Raw genomic sequence first — 22,936 nt, 5'->3', positions numbered from 1 at the left:
AAAAACCAGTAATAGAGATTTAAGTACCAACAAATTGATAAGCGTGCAATAAACAGGCACCTAAACAATTAATAATAAAAGTTTCTTGCAATGTCTGTAAGCCATCGCTATAGTTCGCCACCTCTTCGGGACAGGCACAGACTTTACCTTAAGTTGTAGTGTTTTCGGAGATGCAAAATCGGACGCGGGATGGAGCAGTTTGGTAGCTCGTCGGGCTCATAACCCGAAGGTCGTTGGTTCAAATCCAGCTCCCGCAACCATTTTTTACGAATCAATGAAAATCAGTGTTATGTAGGCCAGCGAAAGCTGGTTTTTTTGTGCCGGAATTTTGCACTCTGGTTCCTTGATAGCACCAATAGCTAATTAAATTCAGGCTAGGATGGAGTAGTTTACCCGCTCATCGGGCTCAAGTTTTTATAAAGCTAGTTCCGTAGAAATCGTACGAAAGTCGCTGCCACTTCTTTCATTAAGAAGTATGACGAACCTTTAGAACACGCAACATTCCATCAAGTTTCAATGCGCGGCTTCAACTTAACAACATTTAACAGCTATCGAAAAAATCCTACCTAAACCTGCATCAGTTTGTATCCATTGCCACTGCCTTATTGCTCCACTGTTATAAAACGTTAAAATTGCCCGGCAACATAATAAAAACATAAAAACACACGCGGTTAACAACATTCTTGTTAACGCTATAACTGTGAGAACAAAATGAATAAAGCAACCCCTCTCCTACTCTGTATCACTTTGAGCGCTTGTGGTGGCAGCGATGCAGACAATAGTGAAATAACCCAACCTCCTATTCAAGCACCGGAATTACAAGCTGATATATGCTACCTGATGTCGACGACTATGGGTGATATAACACTAGCAATCGACTTGACCAATATGCCAATTACAGGTGAAAACTTTAAAAGTTATGCAGATGACAGCTTCTACACTGGAACTATATTTCATCGCACTATCAATAACTTCGTAATACAAGGTGGAGGCTTTACGAGTGGCTTAGTACACAAGCCCGCTAACGACCCCATCGTTAATGAGGCAGATGTTGGGATTAGTAATGAACGCGGTACAATTGCCATGGCTCGAACGAATGCACCAGATTCTGCAACCACTCAGTTTTTCATCAATGTCTTAGATAACCCGCAACTAGATTCAACAGACACTAACTTTGGCTACGCTGTTTTTGGCAAGGTGTTACAAGGTATGGACATAGTGGATCAGATAAGCATCGTCGATACAAATAGTAATGATGTTCCAAAAGTAGAAATCGTTATTAACTCACTCACAGAAACTAGCTGTGCAGTCAATTAACCATTTTATACTAGTGTCGTGCCTTAATTTTTAAGGTGCGACATAATTGCAATTAATACAAAATACAATCTACTCAAGGCATTTGCAGCAAACTCAATCAAGCCGAATGGATGAAGGAATAGTTATTCGGTTATGAATTAGTTCAATACAGAAATAGGTCGCAACATACTCCTATTTAAGACAAGTGATAGCACTTGCTATGCTAACGATCCCCCCCAGTTTTGACTATGCTCTTTACACGTTACGAACAGCATGGTTAATCCCGACATACAGAAGACATTTCCTACATTCCTATAGCTCAGGTGCAGTGAAGGTCATTAATTCAAGACTGAGTGAATTCAGTTGATACGGAGCGGTTAATTACCTTATCTTAAATCGCTCAGACTAACTCTTTATACTGATTGGTATAATACTGGTACCTTTTTATTTTGTTAAAAAGGCTCTTCTACTAGATGATATTAACGAGCAAGACGCTACCCACCAATAAACTGTTGTAATGGATTTCTACAGTTAAGTTATGAATCACTTTATCAAAAGTGTGTTTATTGATAGAGATGAGTGACAGGTATAGCGAATTAATTACGGGATAGATATACAAAAATTGAGTGAACAACGAGTGCTAAACATGTTCAGCCTTATAAATATATTTATATCGGAAGGTTAAACATGTTCTAAGAAGCATTGTTTAGACAACAAGGTCTACCAGGGTTTTATAAACTCAAATTTTATGCAGCATGGATCTGCTGCTGGGTCTGTGTTGAGAGTGGTGCTAACCTGTCATGCATCACTTTTATCGTTTCAAACTGCCCCAGTTTTTTTGAATCAGTTAATCGGCATTCTGCAGACATAATCATGACTAAGGATGCTTGTAAGCCCGACTCTATCACCATTGCAAGGACAGTGTGCTCATTTGTCGTCAATTGAAATAGTTTTCCGACCTCACTATAAACGCATTGATGAGAAGTATGGAAAAACCATGATTTGGGCATCTGAGGTTTTAATAAAAAATGAGCGGCAGTCGCATTTAATGCGATTTGAACTATTAACGCATCGTTCAAGGAAAGTGTTTTTGATAAACGATCAACCAAGTCTATATAAAACTTAGCGTGTTCTACACTAAACTCCATTGTGTCTTTGGCATCTGGTATTAGGGACTTTAATTTATAAGGTGACAAAAACTCCATGTCATCCCCTAATGAAACGCTTAAAACTCCATGCGTTTCACTATATCCCCACTGCCAATCCCTTTTTGGCATTAATAACATAACGTTTACCTTTATTTAGATACAAACCGATAATAGATGATTATTTCATCAATATCAAAATAAATTTTATTCGATATGATATTAAAATTATTAAATAAAAACGATCATTACGATCCTATTAAGATCCTAATGATCGTTTAATGATCTAAATAACAAGTTTAGATCGTTAGGGCTTATTTAATTCGGTATGCTTCTACGATATCTTTTATTAACTTCGGCCCCTGATAAATAAATCCAGAATAAATCTGTACCATTTCAGCACCAGCGTCTAACTTATCAAGTGCGTCTTCTGCACAGTTAATACCACCGACACCAATAATTGGGATCTGGCCTTTTAAACAATCAGCAAGCTGCTTAATAACTACTGTTGACAATGAATTCAATGGTTTACCACTTAGTCCACCAGCCTCATTTGCATTAAGTAAACCGCTTACGCCATCGCGAGTTAATGTTGTATTGGTTGCGATAGCCGCATCAAATTCACTTCGAATTAACGCGTCAGCAATTTTTTCAATCTCTTCACTAGATAAGTCTGGCGCAATTTTCAGAGCAATAGGCACGTACTTACCGTGTTTTTCAGCCAGTTCTTTTTGCTTCTGCTTTAGTGATCCAAGTAGATCATCTAATAGATCGCCATACTGAAGCGATCGTAGACCAGGTGTATTCGGAGATGAAATATTTACTGCGATATAGGCGGCGTATGGATAAACCTTGTCCATACAGATCAGGTAGTCGTCTTTACCCTGCTCTACTGGTGTGTCTTTATTCTTACCAATATTGACACCAACCATCGCATTTGACTTAACCGCTTTCAGGTTTGCAACTAAATTATCAACACCTTTGTTGTTGAACCCCATACGGTTAATAATTGCTTTCGCAGGCTTGAGTCTAAAACAACGCGGCTTATCATTACCTGGTTGAGGACGTGGTGTAACCGTCCCCACTTCAATATGACCGAAACCCATTGCATGGAATGCATCAATACATTCGCCTTCTTTATCCATGCCAGCAGCAAGACCCACTGGATTTGGAAAAGTCAGTCCCATGATGGTCACTGGGGCTGGCTTAATATTTTGCGCATAAAAGCAATTTAAAGGTGAATTACCAGTAGATTTTAAACTGCCGATAGCAAAATTATGGGCCAGTTCTGGATCCATCTGAAACATGAACTTTTGTGCGATTTTATAAAACATGTTTTCTCCTAGACCGAAAAAAGCCCCGGCAATTGCCAGGGCTGCTGATGTTAATCAGATTACTTTTGACCTTCACAATGAAGGATCAAAAGATTAAGTTCACGTAAGGCTACAGAGAACTTTGCAAACTCGTGGCTTTGCGAAGTCTTGAAGTCAGCTAGCATATGGAACCAACGTTCCAATAGGCTCTGATTCGACTCAATCCATTCTGAAATGATCTTATTCGCATCACAGGTTTCTGTACAAGTTCTCAACACGACAGAGCTAAGTGAACGCTGCTGCCAATCGAGCTCTTCTCTGAAGGCCGCTCTAGCCAGTGCTTGCCAATGGTTCGAAACAGGTTGCGCGCTAATCTGTTCAAGGAACCAATGTAAATCGACACTTGCGCCTAGCTTAAAGTAAGTTTCAGCGACTAACGGAACCGGCTTGCTTTCAAGATCACAGATTTGTGCGATATCCAATGCCGAGAATAAAGTACTGACATTTGCCACAACCATGGCAACATCTTCTGGTACCCCTTCTTTAATTAATGCATTCGATTCTGCGCGAATTCCTTCAACTTCATCATTCACCATGTATTGATGGACGCTTACTTTCAAGTCATCAAACACAGGCTTAAAGAACTCGATTGTCTGTTCAATATTCAAGTTACGATTACGATGGCGTAGGAACCAACGACTCGCACGGCGAATATTGCGACGTAACTGGTGCAACATTTCACACTGTACAACAGCAGGAATAACGCCATTCAAATCAGTAATAGACTTAGTTAAATCAGCTAAACCAAACACTTCGCGTGCCATAGTATAACAAATGGCAGCTTCCGCTACTGAGGCACCTGTCTCATCTTGCATACGTTGAACGAAATTAAGTCCCATATCATTGACCAATTCGTTGGCCAAAGAAGTTGCAATAATTTCACCACGTAGTGGATGAGACGCCATATTTTCGGTGTACTTCTCTTGTAATTGTTTAGGGAAGTATTCAATCAATAGCTGGCTTAAGAAGCTATCTTCAGTAATTTCTGATGTTAATAGCTGCTCTTTCAAAACCATCTTAGCGTAAGCAACTAGCACAGAAAGTTCTGGTCGTGTCAGAGATTTACCATTAACTAAACGGTCAGCTAATTCATCTTCGTTAGGTAAGAATTCCAGCGCTCTATCAAGCTTTCCTTCTTTCTCAAGATAATGAATGAATCTAACTTGCTCTTTAAGCTGCTCTGCCCCGCGAACCTGTGTAACTGAAATGGTTCTGGTTTGATCTTTACAGTCTTGAAGAACAATACGGCTCACTTCATCTGTCATCTCTTCAAGTAGGCGGTTACGTTGCTTAACCGTCATCTCACCGTCTGCGACTAACGAATTAAGTAAAATTTTAATGTTTACTTCGTTATCGGAACAATCAACACCACCCACGTTATCAACGAAGTCAGTGTTCATACGTCCGCCACTCGCACAGTATTCAATACGCCCAAGTTGGGTACAACCTAAGTTACCGCCTTCACCAATAATCTTGGCTTTAACTTCGTTGCCATTAACACGGATAGCGTCATTAGCGCGATCCCCAACTTCTGTATGTGATTCGCTCGTCGCCTTAACATAGGTACCAATACCGCCATTCCAGATCAGATCCACTTGCATCTTAAGCAGCTCTTTGAGCAACTCAAGCGGTGGCATAGAGGCTTTTTGACTTCCTAGCATCTTTTTCATTTCAGGTGACAATGGAATCGACTTAGCAGAGCGCAAGAAGATACCACCACCTTTAGAAATAAGTTCTTTGTTGTAGTCTTCCCAGCTAGAGCGTGGCAGTGCAAATAAGCGTTCGCGCTCTACATAACTGGTTGCTGCATCTGGATTTGGGTCGATGAATATATGCATGTGGTTAAATGCAGCGACTAATCGCGTATGTTTCGACAACAACATGCCATTACCGAATACATCACCAGCCATATCACCGACAGCTAAACAGGTAAAATCGGTAGTTTGGCAGTTAACGCCCATTTCACGGAAATGACGTTTAACTGATTCCCATGCTCCGCGTGCGGTAATGCCCATCTTCTTATGGTCATAACCGTTACTACCACCCGATGCGAATGCGTCCCCTAACCAGAAGTTATATTCGATAGCAATTTCGTTGGCGATATCAGAGAAGGTTGCCGTGCCTTTATCGGCAGCAACAACTAAATATGGGTCATCTTCATCGTGTCTCACCACATTTTCAGGAGCAATGACTTCACCATTGATGATGTTGTCACTGATATCGAGTAAACCACGAATAAATAAACGGTAGCATTCTTGTCCTTCGGCGAAGAAGGCCTCACGACCGCCATCTGTTGGCAGTTGCTTACAAACGAAACCACCTTTAGCACCGACAGGAACAATTACCGTATTCTTAACTTGCTGAGCCTTAACAAGACCTAAAACTTCGGTACGGAAATCTTCTCGTCTGTCTGACCAGCGCAAGCCACCACGGGCCACTTTGCCACCACGAAGGTGTACACCTTCAACACGTGGAGAATAAACAAAGATTTCATACTTCGGCAGTGGCTTTGGCATTTCAGGGATCAATTCAGGTTCAAACTTGAACGAGATATATGATTTTGGTAAGCCAGAATCTGCTACTTGATAGAAGTTAGTTCGATTCGTTGCATTAATTAAATCAAGGTAACGACGAATAATTCGGTCATCATCTAGGCTCGAAACATCATCAAGGCGAAGATCGATTTGTTCGATAAACTTGTTTAACGTACGAGTTTTCAACTTAGGGTTGAACTTGCGAATGTACATTTTAACAAGCAAGTCAGCAATTTGCGGATAGCTTGAGAAAGTTTCTTCAATATAGGCTTGGCTAAACGTAGAGTCTATTTGGCGCATATATTTAGCATATGCTCGAAGTACAGAAACTTCTCGACCAGTTAGACCTGTAGAGAGAACTAAACGGTTAAAACCATCATCTTCTAACTCTTTTTTCCAAACCTGAGACAATGCAGTTTGAAAGCGTTCTTGGCTGTCAGCAAGATCATCTGATGCCACATTCTGAGTGGTCATCAAGAAGTCTAGGATCCAATAAGTGGCACCATCGACTGTTTTAACTTCATAAGGTCTTTCATTAATCACTCTAAGACCGAAGTTTTCAAGCATTGGTAACACATCTGAAAGATGGATTGGTTCATCTTTATGGAATAACTTTAGACGTACCTTGTTATCGTTCAATGCCGTTTCTTGTGGCTGATAGAACAACATGCCAAGCTTGTGATCGTCGTCAAGTTCCTCTAGATGCTGAATATCAACTACTGATGAGCTTGGAAGCACATCTTCTTTATAGCTACGTGGAAATGCATCTACGTAACGCTTAATCAAGCTGTTACCTAACTCTTCACCTTGAGCACTGAAAACTGCACTAGCAAGTTTGTCTTCCCAAGAGCGAGCCGCTTCGGTCAAATTATTCTCAATCGCTGCCACATCGACGTCCATACTATTATTGTCAACTTTGATGATGTAATGCGTTCTAGCCAAAGTAGACTCTGAGAAATATGTGGTGAACTCCACATCTTCACTACTATTGAAATGCTGCGCAAGAATGCGCTGGGTGTCTTCACGTAACTTAGTGTTATATCTATCTTTTGATACATAAACTAAGCAAGAGAAGAATCTACCAAAGCCATCTTTACGAACAAACAATTTCAATTTGTCACGGTCTTGCATCTCAAGTACACCATGAGCGATTGATGCAAGCTGTTCAACACTCGCTTGGATCAACTCATCACGTGGTAAAGTCTCGAGAATATGCATTAACGCTTTATAGTCATGAGATCGCGGTGCTAGACCTGATCGGTCTAATACTCGTTGCACTTTTTGAGCAAGTAAAGGAATTTCACGAGGACTACGGTTATACAGATTAGAGGCATATAAACCGATGAATCTGTCTTCACCAATCACATTCCCTTGCTCATCGAAGCGTTTAACACCGATATAATCTACGTAAGCTGGGCGATGAACACGACTTTTCTCACTGCTCTTAGTTAACACTAAGAGGCTTTTATCAAGCGCCTCTTTACGTGCATTTTCTGAGAAGCTTGACAGTAAGAGACCAGTTTCAGTTTTGCTTTTACTTGACTTGGTCATCAGACCTAAGCTGGTCGATTTGTCGGCAACGAGTTCTAAGTCACCTTCCACTTTATGCAGGTCGTATCGGCGGTAGCCAAGTAAAGTGAGGTGGTGATCGTTTAAATAAGATAGGAAATTTCTAGCTTCATTGAGCTCTTCCTTTGTACCGGGATAAGGACGGTCCTCCAACTCGGCTATTGTATCACCAAGTTTTGTCGACATTGCTTCCCAGTCATTAACGGCAGCAGCGACATCGCCAATCACAGACTCAATCTCTACCGTTAGGGCTTTAATGTCGTCATCGCTACTTTGACGATCAATCTCAATTAAGAAAACGGCAACCTTGTCAGCATTTTGTTGTTCATCAGAACTATAACTAACATGCGTGACCACACCATCTTGACGCTCTATAACCATTGGTGTGTGCAGCATCATATGTGCCGTTATGCCCAAACGATTAATCGCCATGCCAACTGAATCGACCAAGAAAGGCATGTCTGGTTGGATAATTTCAATAATTGAGTGGCTTGATTGCCAGCCATGTTTAGACTGACTCGGGTTGAAGACTCTAATATGACCTTCCCCGACGGAGGTCTTATTCAGTGCGTTCCATTGACTCAAAACAGCGCCATAAAGATCACTGTCGTTACGCGCATTAAGATCGTCTTTAGACATGTGCGCATAGAGGCAAGTGGCAAACTGTTCTACTTGTTTAGCTTGTGAATTGGGTACTTTAGAGTGAATTAGGTTGACTACGTTTTCGAGCAGTACTGAAGGCATTGCATCTTTCAAGGCCATGTTGCTATTTCCTTAGGGGCTATGGCAGCGCTTTTTAATTTTTATGGATGCTTCTTAAACTGACCTGAGCCTATTTCTGTGACCTAGGTCATAGCGCGAAGTTTATTACTAAATCCCCTATATTTCGAGAACTATTTTAGTGGTACATCCTCATTGATATTAACCTCACACTGATTTTATTCACACTGTTGACATAACAACCGTATATAACGTGTTTTTATTCAAAAAAAAAGAGGAGCTAATGCTCCCCTTTCGTTGATTCTACTTGGGCTGCCGCCAAAACATGGCAGCTATGGCTGGTAGGATAATTATTGCACCCAACATATTTACCAAAAACATGAAGGTAAGCAAAATCCCCATGTCCATTTGGAACTTAAGTGCTGAGAAGAACCAAGTGCTCACACCAATCGCTAATGTAAGCCCCGTAAAGATCACTGCGCTACCACGTTCAACCAGTGCCTCATAATAAGCTTTTTGTACCGGCATTCCGTCTCGTAAACGTACAGCCATGGTCGATAAAATATAAATACCGTAATCAACACCAATACCCACACCGAGTGCAATCACAGGTAAAGTACTCACTGCGAGACCAATATCAAGCTGAGTCATTAACGCCTGAGCTAACGTCGAAACCACATAAAGGGGCAAAATTACCGCTATCGTTGCTCTTAGTGAACGGAAACTGATGAGACATAAAATAAACACAGCACCGTAAACATAAAGCATCATTGGAAGCTGTGCTTCAGCAACAGCTTCATTGGTTGCCGCCATAACACCAACTGGACCCGATGCTAACTTAAATTGGATTTGGTCGTTATCAAGCTGTTTTTGTAACTGATTAACTTTAGCAATAACCAATTCGATAGTTTCGGCTTTGTGATCTTTAAGGAACAAATAGACCGGCATCACAGAGCAATCACTATTTAGTAACCCCGATGTTGTCGGTACACGACCAACGGCCTGAACCAAGCTCGCTGTTGTGCGTGGCAATACACTCCACTTTGGATTGCCTTCATTAAAGCCTGAATTCACACGCTTTGCCACCGAAGCCAAACTCGCCGTTGCCTCGACTCCTGGCGTGTTACTGACCTGCCATTCAAAATCATCAATTTGCGTCAACACCGAGTGATAAGTACAGGCTTCCGGAAATGCTTCAACAATCACAGTCATCACATCGGTGGTAATAGAGAACTTATCAGTAATAAAGAAAGTGTCTTGATTATAACGAGAGTCTAAATGTAGCGCGGGGGCTCCACCTTGTAAGTCGCCTATTTTCATCTTATTCGCTTGTTGTAAACCAACCGCATAAAGCAATCCTGTCACCACCAATACCCAAATCGCGTACTTTGGCGTAGCGAAGTTAGAGAGCTTAAGCCAGATATTATTAACAGGGTTTGGCTTATTGTCTTTACGAGGCTCTACCGTTGTAAAAGAGATCACCAGAGGCAATAACACTAGGTTAGTTAAAATAATGACTGCTACACCCAGAGATGCAGAGATAGCAAGCTCTCTAATAATACCGATGTCGATGGCCAATAGCGTCATAAAACCTATGGTGTCAGATAACAGCGCAACACCACCAGGAATAAGCAGACTTCTAAATGCCAGTGCAGCAGCCGCTTTTGTCGTTTGTCCATCGGTGACCCGTCGCCTTACCGCGTTGATCATCTGTACACTGTGACTCACACCAATGGCGAACACCAAAAATGGAATAAGTATCGACATGGGGTCTAAGCCAAAACCAATAACAGTTAATAAACCTAACTGCCACACTACGGCTATCAAACTACATACTAACGGTAAAATTGTCAGCGCGACTGACTTAGAGAAGAAGTAAACCATTACCGCGGTCACTAAGATAGCGATAAGGAAAAACAGCAATACTCCTTTAGCACCGTCGGCAACATCTCCAGCCATCTTAGCAAAACCTATGATATGAATTTTTATCTCATCGGTTTCATATTGCTCACGCAACTGCTCTTCTAACTGCGCAGCAAACGCCAACGTATCAAGGGCCTCTCCCGTTTGTGGATCAAAGTCCATTAACTGTGCACTGACCATTGCCGCCGAATAGTCTTCAGCTATCAAACGGCCAACAATACCTGCTTTTTCGATATTGCCTCGAACGGTTTTTAAGCCTTGCTCAGTAGTAGAAAAATCCGCGGGGATAACTGGACCGCCAGCAAAACCGTCTTCAACAACTTCAGTAAAGCGAGTCGATGGTGAGAAAAGTGATTTAACTTGGGCCCTGTCTACGCCAGGAATAAAAAACAGCTGATCATGTACATTTTTGAGTGCATCAAAGAAGTTCGGATTAAAAATATTACCGCTAGTATCTTCTACTGCCACCATGATGCTGTTCGCACCACCAAACTGTTTCTGGTGCTTTAGGTAAGTTTGCATGTAGCTGTGGTTAAGCGGGATATTTTTAACAAAGGCGGCATCCATTTTCAGGTTACTCGCTTGGATCCCAAGAAAGATTGTCGTTACCGCAAACAAGAATATGACGAAAGCTCTATGACGGAATAGATAAGATTCGAATCCATTAACTAATTTATCTAACATAGTAAGGTCCTATTATTTTTTTTCTAATTTGATGAGACCTTTATTGCCTGCAACCCATAAGTTTCCTTCTGAGTCTTTGGCAATAGCGACTAGGTTTTCACCCTGTCGCTGCTCTACAAGTTGGCTTTCACCTGTGGCAGAAATATCGATAATAACGCCGGCATTTCCGACTAATCTCAATGCGCCCTCTTTGATTCCGATCCCTGCATTAATAGTTGAATCTGTGGGGAGGCTAACCTTTTTCCAATTTATTAAACTCAGATCCGACTTAAAAACATTCCCTCTAAGTCCCATTACAAAAGCGGTTTCATCGATAACAACCGCATTAAATAAAGAGCCTTCATACATAAAATCTTGTTTTAGCCAGTTCTGACCTTGATCTGTCGAAGTGGCAAGCAAACCAAGCTCCCCCACCATAATGAGAGTGCCATCAGTTGCTTCAATAATACGGTTAAAATGCGGTAGTAAAGTGCTTCGCTCTGAGAGGTAAAGGGCTTCATCTTCAGCCTTTAATTCTTCCAAATACTCGACATCTTCTTCAAACAGTAGCTCTTGATGGTATTCACTATTCCATGTCTTCCCCCCATCATGGGTGCGGTAAAATAGACCATAGGCACCAACCGCGACCCCATGCTGCGGAGTAAAGAAAAGGATGTCTAATAAAGGCTTTTCAATTTCTTCTGACTGCATTTGCACTGACCAAGTCTGACCACCATCTTTTGTATGAAGGATGGTGGCGTCATGACCTACAGCCCAACCTAGAGCAGGTGTGACAAAAAAGAGCTTAGTGAGTAAGGCTTGTGTTGGGGTATTAACCTGTTTCCAGGAATCTTGATAAATGAATGCGTGTCCTCGCTCACCAACGGCAACCAAGGATTGTTGATTATTTACGATATCTAAAACTAATGAGTTTGCAGCAAGAGGCTGAATTTGTTGTTCGAATATGTTCTCTTGTGCCAGTACAGGTAATGACTGAAAAAGACTAAATATACTCAATGTTGAGATAAATCGAAGCATGCTAAACGACATACAGACTTCCTTAAAAAAATAGTGAGGGGCCTGAGCCCCTCAACAAGCTGGTTTAACGAATACCTGCACGGCGTAATGCGGCTGGAGTAAAGTTTGCTTCACTCAATTTTGCATCGAAGTCATACATACGGCCTTCATTATCGAGTCCCATCGCAATATAACGACGTGATTGAAGATCATGGAAAACTTCCAACGTACTCCACTGTGTAGGGACTTCGTAGTAGTTCAAACCATGAGCTATCGCGACTCGATAAAGCTCATCGCGGTTATCGTAGAGATCGGCGACAGACACCTGCCAGGAATCTTCATCAATGTAGAAAGTACGTGCCTTATAGATATGACGCATGCCCTCTTTTAGCGTTGCTTTGACGACCCAGACACGATGCTTTTCATAACGAACATATTCTGGATTGATATGGCCTGGAGTGATGATCTGCTCATACTCAAGCTTATCAGAGTGCAGCTTGTAGTCGTTGTAAGGAATGTAGAGCTCTTGCTTACCGACTAACTCCCAGTTATAACGTACTGGTGAGCCGTTAAACATATCAAAGTCATCAGTAGTTCTTAGGCCGTCAGATACGGTACCAGGGGTGTCAAATGCCACGTTTGGCGCTTTACGTACGCGGCGCTGCCCTGTGTTATAAGTCCATGCTTGACGTGGTAACTTCTCTTGATCCATCGTCTCTTTAACTAACAAGGCTGTACCCGCTAGACGTGCTGGCTGAGTAACAACCTGCTTAAAGAAGAACAAAGTGTTGTCTTTACTAAGCTTGTCTAGTGTCATCTCAGGGCGAGAATATTGGAAACGGAGTTCTTCAGTGGTTTCAACTAAGGTATAGCTACCACCCGCAGTCGGTGCAGCTTGACTACGTGAGGTCTTAATGTCCACGCCACGGAAACGTAGCACATGGTTCCAAATCACCTCTAGACCATTTTCAGGCATAGGAAATGGAATACCAATTGACGCACCTTTGATACCATTACCGCCATCGATCAGTTCCGCACGAGTCGCGTTCTCTTTCGTTGCGTCGTAAACAAACTGAGGCACTGAAGCTGAGCGGCGTGTTTGGTAAACATTCATCTTGAATGTTTCTGGATATAGCTCAAATAATTTGATCTGCCCATCTGATAAATACTCTTTGTATTGATCTTTATTGGCATTGGTAATGGTAAATTCAATTTTATCGCTAGGAAACGGATCAGGATGATGCATCCCTTTACTGTAACCCGCTACAGGCTCAGTAATACCGCCATCCCATGCAGGAATAGAACCATCTGCGTTGGCGGCTTTTTCACCACCAAGTGGGGTTAACTCAGTACCTAATTTCGCTGCATCTGCTTCAGAAACCTTAGCCAAAGCACTTGGTGCGCTTAAAGCTATCATCACTGCTACAGGCAACATCGCAAGTTTATTCATTGTTATTGTCCTTGTGATTTTAGATTGAATATTTAATGTTAAACGACACGTAATCTCGATCAGCCATCGCATTGGTCGTTCCTACTCCACCGAAGAAAGTGTTATAAGAAAGATCTGCGCCCCAACGACTCTGATAATCGAAATTAATGCCTACAGCCACTGACTTCTTGCCTTCAGTAAACAAGAACATAGGATCGGGTGTAATACCATCAACGTCATGAGAGAAAATGACTCGAGGTGCAATGTTCACACCGCCCCATACGTTGTTATAGTCAGCTTTAGCGACTAAACGGTAACCCCAAGCAAAATCGGTTGGGAATGGGTTAGTTTCAGGACCGTTATGCACAGCTTCGATAATACCTGGCATATCAGGGTTACCGCCCGAACGAGAAGTGCCTGGACCGTTGAGTCTCAACTCATCATGACTTGGCATATCGTGGATCCAAACGCCGCCGATTTCAGCTAGCATAATCAGGTTATCGGTACCTAATGTCGGTCCAAATAGGTGAGTAAAGGTCGTCTGGGCCTGAGTAGTATCTAGACGGATAAAGCCTTCTGCATATTCACCAGGACCATAGTTTTCAACTTGTGAAATCCCGTCAAACTCTGGGTTCAACCCCGCATTAGCAAGCTGCTGTGGCATTGCTGCAAATAGTAATTCAACATCATCAATCTGTAACGGTTCATCCAGTCTGTGGGCAATTTCACCCGCGACAGAAGTGTCACCGACTAACGTATTAAAACTAAAGCCCATCAATTGAATATCTTCAGGATAAACAATCTGCGCCTTAGAGAAGGTCTCTAGTGCTAACAGATCTTCGCGAGTCATGGCCTCGCCAGATTGCGCTTTGCCACCAAGACGTTGTAAATCGCGGGCTATTGCATCTTCGTTAAAGTTTGCTGTAGTACCACTGATCAGCGGACGACGACTATGGTAGTTCATGTAGTACAAACCAAACTCAGTCTCACCCAATTGAGGCGCATAATAGCCAAGTTTTACACCCCATTGTCCGTCATCGCTTGCTGAAGCATCATCTTCAACCAAGGTTGCTTTCGTAGGATAAGCCAATGCCAATCTAGCAAGATCTTTTGAATCAACCTGACCAGATCCAACCATCCCCACAAGGGTATTGTATTCGGACAATAAGAAATCGAGATTCATATCTGGATTAGAGTTAAAACCTAACTGAGCGTTTTGGTTATAACCACCGTAACCGGCAAAATCATTTGTTGAGAAAATCGATCCCGGGGTTGGAACCCAAACAGGCTCCCAATCGTATTGATAAAAACCTTCAACCGATAAGTTATCGGTCACCCCAAATGATGCCCACACCATACCTTGTGGCCTAAAGGCTTCTTTAAGTTCAGCACCTGGAGCATTAAGAATATTCAAATCGACTGGATTAATCACACCAATACCGTGTGCAATCAAGGTGCTTTCTCCCCAAGAGACTACCTGATTACCTACACGGATTGAGAGCGGATTTGCACCATCGTTAAAATCGAAATCGGCATAGACAAAGGCATCCAATAAACGGATGTCCTTACACTGTACTTCCGATGCCTTGCTATCAGCGCAAGGGTCAAACTCTTGCCCTGTTAGCGGATCATTAAAACCGAAATCACCATCGTTAAGTTTACGATCATAGAAATACATACCACGTGCAAACAAACCAAAGTTTTGGTATTTCAATGATAACTCGTGAAGACCTTTGACGATTTCAGATGTGGTATCACCCTGAGAGTACAATAAATTACTTAAATCGCCGTTGCTTGAGTAAGAGCCCGGTTGCGCCCAGATCTCAGCCGAACTGTATTTAGTATCGCTAAAAGCTGAGTAGCCAGACCAATCAAAACGTGGGTGGTTTACCTTACCAATTTGATTGTCCCAATCTCTGCCTTCAACGCGCCAGCTTGCACCAGCAGTCCAAGTCGAGTCAAATGTACCTTCTACCTCACCCCAATTGAATGAGACTGCATTGGCATGGTTTGTCATGCCAAAACCGAGCGCCGCAACTATCCCCAAAGCGAGCGCCGACTTATTTAAGCCGTTTTTAACCTTTTTCATTTTAGCTTCTCTCCGTAACCTGCTGGATTCTATTGTTATAGGAATTGATAGCCAACATTCTGTTAACTTACAGGTGACACCATTGTTACAGCATTTATACGAAGTGAGCAAGGATGAAATTTAGAAAATCTTCAAAAGATTTCGTCACTTAAGGGGAGGATTATAGGATTATTTTAGTGCTGTATTTAAATCAGCAATAGGTAAACTTAGATATGATGGCTTAGTAGGTCATTTGTTATGTGATTACAATGACCTAGAGCACCAAGTTTAGGGTATGGGTTGATGTTTAAAGCAATCGACCGTTTGAAGTAATTACTCTAAACCTTAGTTAGACTGATCAGGTTACCCTGATAATCCACGACCATATTAAAATAGGCTTTGATACCGATACTGGTTAAGAATGGTCTAAAGTGACGAGCATTGATCCACAGGGTTCGCCCCTTAATATCGACCACTTCGACCTTATTAACCTCACCACGATAGTAAGGTAGAAATTCTTGATAACTGATGTTCAGCGGAAATTGAAAAATCTGATGGGATGATGCCAAGGCTAAGTCTCATAAAAAAATGGATCTCAATTTTACACTCATAAATGACGATGAGTAAGAATGAGATCCATTATATTCAATTACATTTTAAGCTAATGCTTTTGTCACTTTCTCGTATAAATCTTTAGATAAATCTTCAACTGCAAGAATACGTTGCAGTTCGGCTTTCATCAGTTCCTGTCTATGAATGTCAAACTTCTTAAACTGAATTAATGGCGTAATAATTCGCGCGGCTACTTGCGGATTAAGAATATTAAGTTTAATAATCGCATCGGTTAGGAACCTGTAGCCCGCTCCATCGTTACGATGAAATTCAAATGTATTTCCCGCAGCAAACGCCCCAATAAGGGAGCGAACTCTATTTGGATTATTAAAGCTAAATGCATCATGCTCAAACAGTGACAACAAGGTATTAATACAATCTGCACTATTAAGAGAAGCATGCAGTACAAGCCATTTATCCATCACTAGTGGTGTTTTAGCCCATTGGCTCTCAAACTGCGCCATTAACTCATCACGGATCGCTGATGACTCACAATTTAGTGCTGTTAAAGCCCCCAAACTATCTGTCATATTTTGTGCTGATTCAAACTGAGTCTTAGCAAGAGTGCCGTAGCTTTGCTCTATTTTAAGTAACAAACTTAAACACACATTTTTAAGCGCACGAGAGGATGCATCATCAACATTCTGTAGGTCTCGCACCATAGCTAAGAGTTCATCTTCACAACCAGAAGCAATTTCAAGCACGACAAATTCTCTAGCAAGAGCAAGATTATCTAGATCAACAGAAGCTTTCTGCTCAATCAAAGCGTTAGCACTCGTTAAGGACAAAATCTCTGCCATCAGTGCCCTATCCAACTCCTGAGATAGAATCACGCCTTTGAATGCATCTAATATCCTAGGGTCAATGTACATAGCTTGTTTGCTTTGTAAATTGGCGATGTTTTGCCACACAGATTGACTAAACAGTGAAACAGATGCTTCCCACTTCGCAACCTCACTGCTTCCGAAACGCATGATATGGATCAATTGTTCAACGCTGTAGTTGAAGTTTAATTTAACTGGCGCAGAAAAATTCTGTAGTAACGAGGGAATAGGTTTTTGTTTAAGCCCTTCAAAAGTGAAGACTTGCTTTGCATCAGTAAAGTCCAGCACCTTGTTAAAAACTGATTGCCCTTCAGCATCAACAAGCTCGACATCAAATGGAATATGTAATGGCAACTTTTCAGTCTTGTCTGCTGTCCCTGGCGTCATTTGAGATAACGTCAACTGATACACATTAGCCTGTTCATCATAGTGTTCTTCAACGTCAACTTGAGGTGTGCCTGCTTGACTATACCAACGTCTAAATTGAGTTAAATCAACCTCACTCGCATCTTCCATCGCGGCTACGAAATCATCGCAAGTCACAGCTTGACCATCATGACGTTTAAAATACAACTTCATACCTTTCTGGAAAGCCTGCTCTCCAAGTAGGGTATGCATCATTCTAATCACTTCGGCGCCTTTGTTATACACAGTAACCGTGTAGAAGTTATTCATTTCGATAACCGATTCGGGCCTAATTGGATGGGCCATCGGACCAGAATCCTCCGCGAACTGCTGGTTTTTCATGACCTTAATAGCATGAATACGATTGACGGCACGAGAACCTAGATCAGAACTAAACTCCTGATCTCTAAATACAGTCAAGCCCTCTTTTAGACTCAGTTGGAACCAGTCACGGCAAGTAACTCGATTACCCGTCCAATTATGGAAGTATTCATGTCCCACAACAGATTCGATCCCATGGTAGTCGTCATCGGTTGCAGAGGCTTTATCGGCTAGGACAAATTTGGTATTGAATACATTGAGTCCCTTGTTTTCCATCGCTCCCATATTGAAAAAATCAACTGCAACTATCATGTAGATATCAAGGTCATACTCAAGATCAAAGCGGCTTTCATCCCAAGCCATCGACTTCTTAAGCGAGGCCATTGCGTGATGAGCCTTGTTCAAGTTTCCTTTGTCTACAAAGACCTGCAACTTAACCTCTCGATTACTACAGGTTATAAACTTATCTTCAAGCAGATCAAAATCACCAGCAACTAGTGCGAACAGGTAAGCAGGTTTCGGAAATGGATCGTGCCACTTAGCAAAGTGCAGACCATTGTCTAATTCGCCACTCTCAATTAAGTTGCCATTGCTAAGTAAATAAGGAAAAGCTGCTTTATCGGCTTCGATACGGACGGTATAAACAGCTAATACATCCGGTCTATCTAAGAAATAAGTGATACGTCTAAAACCTTCTGCCTCACACTGAGTACAGTAGGCCCCATCTGACATATATAAGCCTTCGAGGCTAGAGTTAGCTTCAGGATCGAGCTGAGTAACGATCTGTAATTCAAAGTCGTCGAGGTTCGTACCAACAACCAATTCACCTGCTGATTGTTTAAAATCAGCCGCAGTTCCATTAATTTTTACCTTAAGTACCGTTAGCTCATCACCCACCAATACAAGCGAGTCATTATGGTTACCTTGACGAATAACTTTACTGGTAGCGACAACTTGGGTCTGCTTTTCTGCAAGAGTGAAATCTAAGTCGATATGGGAAATTTGAAACTTGGGCTTTTGGTAGTCTTTGAGGAATTTGGCTTGTGGCTGGGACATGAATAAACCTCTTCTTATAAAATTTGAATTAAAAAAAACGCGCTTTAAGCGCGTTTTCTTATTGACTCTATACTACTTCTTTTGATTTTTAGCTAATTTTTCAATATCCGCTAAATCCAAAGTAATGTATGCGGTTTCATCTAAGAATGCATCAGCAACTTCGACGTCATCTGGAATATCATCTAATGATTTAACTTTTGCTTGGCCTTCATTTACAAGCCTTTCATTAGCACGGTCTAATTGCTTCTTGTCATTTTCTTCACGCTCGGCTAAACGCTCACTCTTGACTAACGAAACAGTTTTATCATCATGATTTGCTTTAAACTCAGCGATATCTTGAAAAATATAGCCAAATTCAACATCAGATTTAATTCTATCTTTGTGTTTACCTTCTAAGCTAACGACAAGCTGCGGATAAATTTCGCCAAGCGTACCGTACTGCGCAACAGGAACTTTATCCCAAGGTAATGCGTTATCTTCTTCAGCTTCACCGTATTCGCCAGGCTCTAACGCGCTTGGGAATGGAATGTCGGGTGTCACACCTTTAAGCTGAGTACTACCACCATTGATACGGTAGAATTTTGCAATCGTATACTGTACGTGACCAATAGGTTTTTCGTACATGTCATAGATGCGGCCTAAGCTCTTGTGCTGCTGAACCGTGCCTTTACCGAAAGTCGATTCACCGACAATAAGCGCTCGATCATAATCTTGTAGTGCAGCAGCAAAAATCTCTGAAGCAGAAGCACTGTATCTATCGACCATTACAGTCAATGGGCCATCATAAGTAACACGACCGTCATTATCACGGTTTTGCGATACTCGACCATTAGCATCACGAATTTGTACCACAGGACCTTGTTCTATAAACAAACCTGTTAACAATGTCGCTTCCGTCAAGGCTCCACCGCCGTTTCCACGAAGATCGATAATAATGCCTTCAACTTTCGCTTCTTTTAATTCTGCTAGCTCTTTAGAAACATCTTTAGACAGATCCATGTAAAAACCTGGGATCTGAATAACGCCGACCTTACGATTGGCGTATGGTCCATCTGTAGGCTCAACCACTTTAGAAGTTGCAGCTCGATCTTCTAGACGGATCTTGTCTCGAACAATGGTCAGCTCGAATGTCTTCGCGCTTGTACCACCTTTCTTAGGTAAAATTTCTAGGACAACTTTACTGCCTTTAGGGCCTTTGATCAGCTCTACTACATCGTCTAAACGCCAACCTATAACGTCAACAATCTCTTCGCCTTCTTGACCTACACCTACAATTCTGTCTTCCGGTGACAGCTTCTCACTTGTGGCCGCGGGGCCGCCAGCAACGAGACTCTTGATCACGGTATAATCATCATCAACTTGAAGCACTGCGCCAATGCCTTCAAGGCTTAAGTTCATTTCCATCTGGAAACGTTCAGCATTACGTGGCGAAAGATAACTAGTATGAGGCTCTACGGTGCGAGCAAAGGCATTCATCACACCTTGAAATACATCTTCACTGTGTGTCTGACTCAGACGTTTGATGGCATTGTTATAGCGCTTCTCTAGGACTTTAACGATCTCGTCCCAGTTTTTTCCTGTAAGAGAAAGGTTTAGCGCATCATATTTAACGCGTTGTCGCCAAAGTTCATTTAATTCAGCTTCGGTTTTTGGCCAACTCGCATCTTCTCTGTCGTACTCGTACTTATCACCTGGAACATCAAATGCCATCTCGTCATCAAGCAGCGACAAAGCATAGGCAAAACGTTCGTAACGGCGCTTTTGCACCAGTTCATACATCGCATAAGCTTGGTTTAAATCACCACTTTTCAACATGTCGTCAAATTGAGTCGAGTAAGGTTTAAAGCTGTCGACATCTGATTGCAACAATACATTCTTACGGTAATCTAACTGCTTTAGATAACGTTCGAATACTTGTTGTGAGAATGCATTATCCATGTCGAAACGATGATAATGGGAACGAGTAAATAGTCCAGTAACTCGCTTACTGGCTACCTTATGCTGCGGTTCCTGCTTTAGAGCGGGTAACTCGCTGAATTGAATAGTTGGGCTAACAGCCCACGCCGAGAATCCGACAAAAATACCGGCAATGGATACAGCCAGAGAAAGTTTTCGCATCAACAAGTCACTCCTTTAGTGCTCTTAAGCCATTACAGCAGTATGTGTTCAGCTCTAACTTTAATCGTTAAACCAGAGTCTAACTGAACTTGAACATCTTCTTTCTTGATGTCCAAAATCACACCAGCAACTGGTGCTTTACCTAATTTGACATTAACGCGCTGGTTTGGTTTCAATTCAGTTAAAACCGCAGGCGTTAAATTTTCTGCCACAACAGGCTCTTTTGCAGGTTTGCTGCTTTGAGCTGGTTTTGGACGCTTCGCAACAGGCTTCTTAGCTGGCTTCTTAGCCGCTTTAGCAGCAGGGTTTGCACTCTTAGCCTGCGCCATTCTCTTAGCCTTTGCTTTATCTTGGCTCTCTTTTAGTGTAGCTGCCGCGTGGTCAATGTGCTCTTGTTCTAGCTCACCACAAGCATTGCCATCTAAATCGATACGCTGTGCGCCAGCTTTAACGCACTTAAGATAACGCCAGCTGCTGGTGTATCTTCTTAACGCGATTCTGAGCTGAGTTTTACTGACTTTAGAATCATCAGCTAACCTTTCCGCTAAATCTTGAAACAATCCAATTTTTAATGGCTTAGTTTCGCCTTCAGCTATAAAGCACAAAGGAAATGTTTCATACAAATACGCAAGAATAGCGTTGGTATCGGTCAACTTTTCTGTTGATTCCATCTTTACTTCCACAGTTTTAAAAAAGGGACACCGCCGACAAGCTCAATCGCTCGAATCAACTTAAGTGTCGTTTATATTTGTCTGATCTAGGCACAAACCACAAATGAAAAATTGTTAACATCTGTTTTTAGCCCCTAAAACCAAACCTACCTTAGCAACTACAAATCACAAACTCCATGTATTCATAAGTCGAATATAATTGTGTCTGCTTTTTTCATTACTCAAACCGCTTATTATAGAGAGGCTTCAAATGATTGCGACCTACAATTAGCGATAATTGGTCGCAGATTAACCAATTAGGCAAATTTCGAGACTTTTTACCAAAGTTTCGACGCCCTGTTGATCAATTTCACTGAATCTGGATAACGATGGGCTATCAATATCCAGTACCCCGATAACCTTTCCGTTTTGACGTAAAGGCACAACCAACTCAGAATTACTCGCACTATCACAAGCGATGTGCCCTTCAAATTGATGAACATCATCGATTCGCTGGCTAGAATTAGTTGCTACGGCAGTTCCACAAACACCTTTACCGATTGGGATCCTAGAGCAAGCGACCTTCCCTTGAAAAGGGCCGAGAACCAATTCATCATTTTTCACTAAATAAAACCCCACCCAATTTAGATCGGTAAGATTATCATTTAATAGTGCTGAAAAGTTTGCTAATGCTGCTATCTGATCATTTTCACCATCCAGCAAGGCCAGCACCTGACGATTCAGAGTGTCATAAAAAGCGTTTCCCATTAATATTCCCTAACAGTTTGCTCTAAAAATAAGAATGTAATCACAGCATTTTAACAACAAACCAATTCGTTTTAACACGCTATTTTATTTGGGCTCTTTGTTTTCAGATTTTTTGACCGCTTTTTTAGGCGTGATCTTTTTTTCTACAGAACCACCTTTAAGTAATACCTGAAGGTCATCCTTATTTTGAGCAAGAAAGAAGCTCAACTTCTCAACATCTTTCTCTTCTAAGTCTAAATCACTCTTACTTAAGAACGGAATTAGGTTGTCAGCGATATCTAGCATCTTATCGTAGGCATCAGCCTCCTTCTTCGATGTAAAAGTCATCTTTTCAACCCCTTCTCTAACGACAACAAATTGAGTTACAACGGCCATATCTAACCCCACACTGTTTTTATATACAGTGAAGAGTCTCATACATTCAACTTCTTATGCAAGTTTTCTC

General features: G+C 41.8%; 14 protein-coding genes and 1 tRNA gene. 2 read left to right on the top strand and 13 right to left on the bottom strand.

What is annotated here, in order from left to right; genetic code table 11:
• Window positions 1-183: 183 nt before the first annotated feature.
• Both Q1A86_RS10675 and Q1A86_RS10670 read left to right on the top strand, forming a co-directional pair.
• Window positions 184-260, top strand: a tRNA-Met gene (locus Q1A86_RS10675).
• A 451-nt stretch (window positions 261-711) separates the two neighbouring features.
• Complete coding sequence (locus Q1A86_RS10670; protein WP_299806308.1) at window positions 712-1,317, top strand: peptidylprolyl isomerase; 606 nt, start codon at window positions 712-714, stop codon at window positions 1,315-1,317.
• Window positions 1,318-2,042: 725 nt separating this feature from the next.
• On the opposite strand, the gene Q1A86_RS10665 is transcribed toward Q1A86_RS10670, so the two are convergent.
• The 13 genes from Q1A86_RS10665 to Q1A86_RS10605 all read right to left on the bottom strand — a co-directional run bounded on the left by Q1A86_RS10665 (window position 2,043) and on the right by Q1A86_RS10605 (window position 22,866).
• Entirely contained in the window at window positions 2,043-2,582 is a 540-nt protein-coding gene (locus tag Q1A86_RS10665) for a cell division protein ZapC (protein ID WP_299806306.1), read from the bottom strand.
• A 173-nt stretch (window positions 2,583-2,755) separates the two neighbouring features.
• A complete protein-coding gene (gene pyrD, locus Q1A86_RS10660) occupies window positions 2,756-3,775 on the bottom strand; it encodes a quinone-dependent dihydroorotate dehydrogenase (RefSeq protein WP_299806304.1) in 1,020 nt (339 codons plus the stop codon).
• 59 nt (window positions 3,776-3,834) lie between these two features.
• Window positions 3,835-8,679 (bottom strand): NAD-glutamate dehydrogenase, encoded by a 4,845-nt coding sequence (locus Q1A86_RS10655; protein WP_299806302.1) that lies wholly within the window; start codon window positions 8,677-8,679, stop codon window positions 3,835-3,837.
• A 261-nt stretch (window positions 8,680-8,940) separates the two neighbouring features.
• On the bottom strand, window positions 8,941-11,244 hold the full coding sequence (locus Q1A86_RS10650) for an MMPL family transporter (RefSeq protein WP_299806299.1): 2,304 nt from the start codon (window positions 11,242-11,244) through the stop codon (window positions 8,941-8,943).
• A 12-nt stretch (window positions 11,245-11,256) separates the two neighbouring features.
• Window positions 11,257-12,273, bottom strand: coding sequence for a YCF48-related protein (locus tag Q1A86_RS10645; protein ID WP_299806297.1), 1,017 nt, complete (start codon window positions 12,271-12,273; stop codon window positions 11,257-11,259).
• Between the two features lie 52 nt (window positions 12,274-12,325).
• The gene (locus Q1A86_RS10640; protein WP_299806295.1) at window positions 12,326-13,690 is read right to left on the bottom strand and encodes a DUF1329 domain-containing protein; all 1,365 of its coding nucleotides are present in this window, start codon (window positions 13,688-13,690) and stop codon (window positions 12,326-12,328) included.
• Between the two features lie 19 nt (window positions 13,691-13,709).
• Window positions 13,710-15,758, bottom strand: coding sequence for a DUF1302 domain-containing protein (locus tag Q1A86_RS10635; RefSeq protein ID WP_299806292.1), 2,049 nt, complete (start codon window positions 15,756-15,758; stop codon window positions 13,710-13,712).
• Between the two features lie 317 nt (window positions 15,759-16,075).
• Window positions 16,076-16,306, bottom strand: coding sequence for a DUF2835 domain-containing protein (locus Q1A86_RS10630; RefSeq protein ID WP_299806288.1), 231 nt, complete (start codon window positions 16,304-16,306; stop codon window positions 16,076-16,078).
• Window positions 16,307-16,393: 87 nt separating this feature from the next.
• Window positions 16,394-18,955, bottom strand: coding sequence for an aminopeptidase N (pepN, locus tag Q1A86_RS10625; protein ID WP_299806285.1), 2,562 nt, complete (start codon window positions 18,953-18,955; stop codon window positions 16,394-16,396).
• Between the two features lie 72 nt (window positions 18,956-19,027).
• On the bottom strand, window positions 19,028-21,073 hold the full coding sequence (gene prc, locus Q1A86_RS10620) for a carboxy terminal-processing peptidase (protein ID WP_299806282.1): 2,046 nt from the start codon (window positions 21,071-21,073) through the stop codon (window positions 19,028-19,030).
• Window positions 21,074-21,105: 32 nt separating this feature from the next.
• Complete coding sequence (proQ, locus tag Q1A86_RS10615) at window positions 21,106-21,744, bottom strand: RNA chaperone ProQ (RefSeq protein ID WP_299806279.1); 639 nt, start codon at window positions 21,742-21,744, stop codon at window positions 21,106-21,108.
• Window positions 21,745-22,032: 288 nt separating this feature from the next.
• A complete protein-coding gene (locus Q1A86_RS10610; protein WP_299806277.1) occupies window positions 22,033-22,491 on the bottom strand; it encodes a GAF domain-containing protein in 459 nt (152 codons plus the stop codon).
• An 84-nt stretch (window positions 22,492-22,575) separates the two neighbouring features.
• Window positions 22,576-22,866 carry a YebG family protein gene (locus Q1A86_RS10605; protein ID WP_299806439.1) on the bottom strand — a complete coding sequence of 97 codons (291 nt, stop codon included), beginning with the start codon at window positions 22,864-22,866 and terminating at the stop codon, window positions 22,576-22,578.
• Window positions 22,867-22,936 lie beyond the last annotated feature (70 nt).

The sequence above is a fragment of the uncultured Shewanella sp. genome, assembly GCF_947497935.1.
Classification (GTDB): Bacteria; Pseudomonadota; Gammaproteobacteria; order Enterobacterales; family Shewanellaceae; genus Shewanella.
Note: the sequence above shows the minus strand (reverse complement) of the source record. Positions and strands in the feature narration are given on the sequence as shown.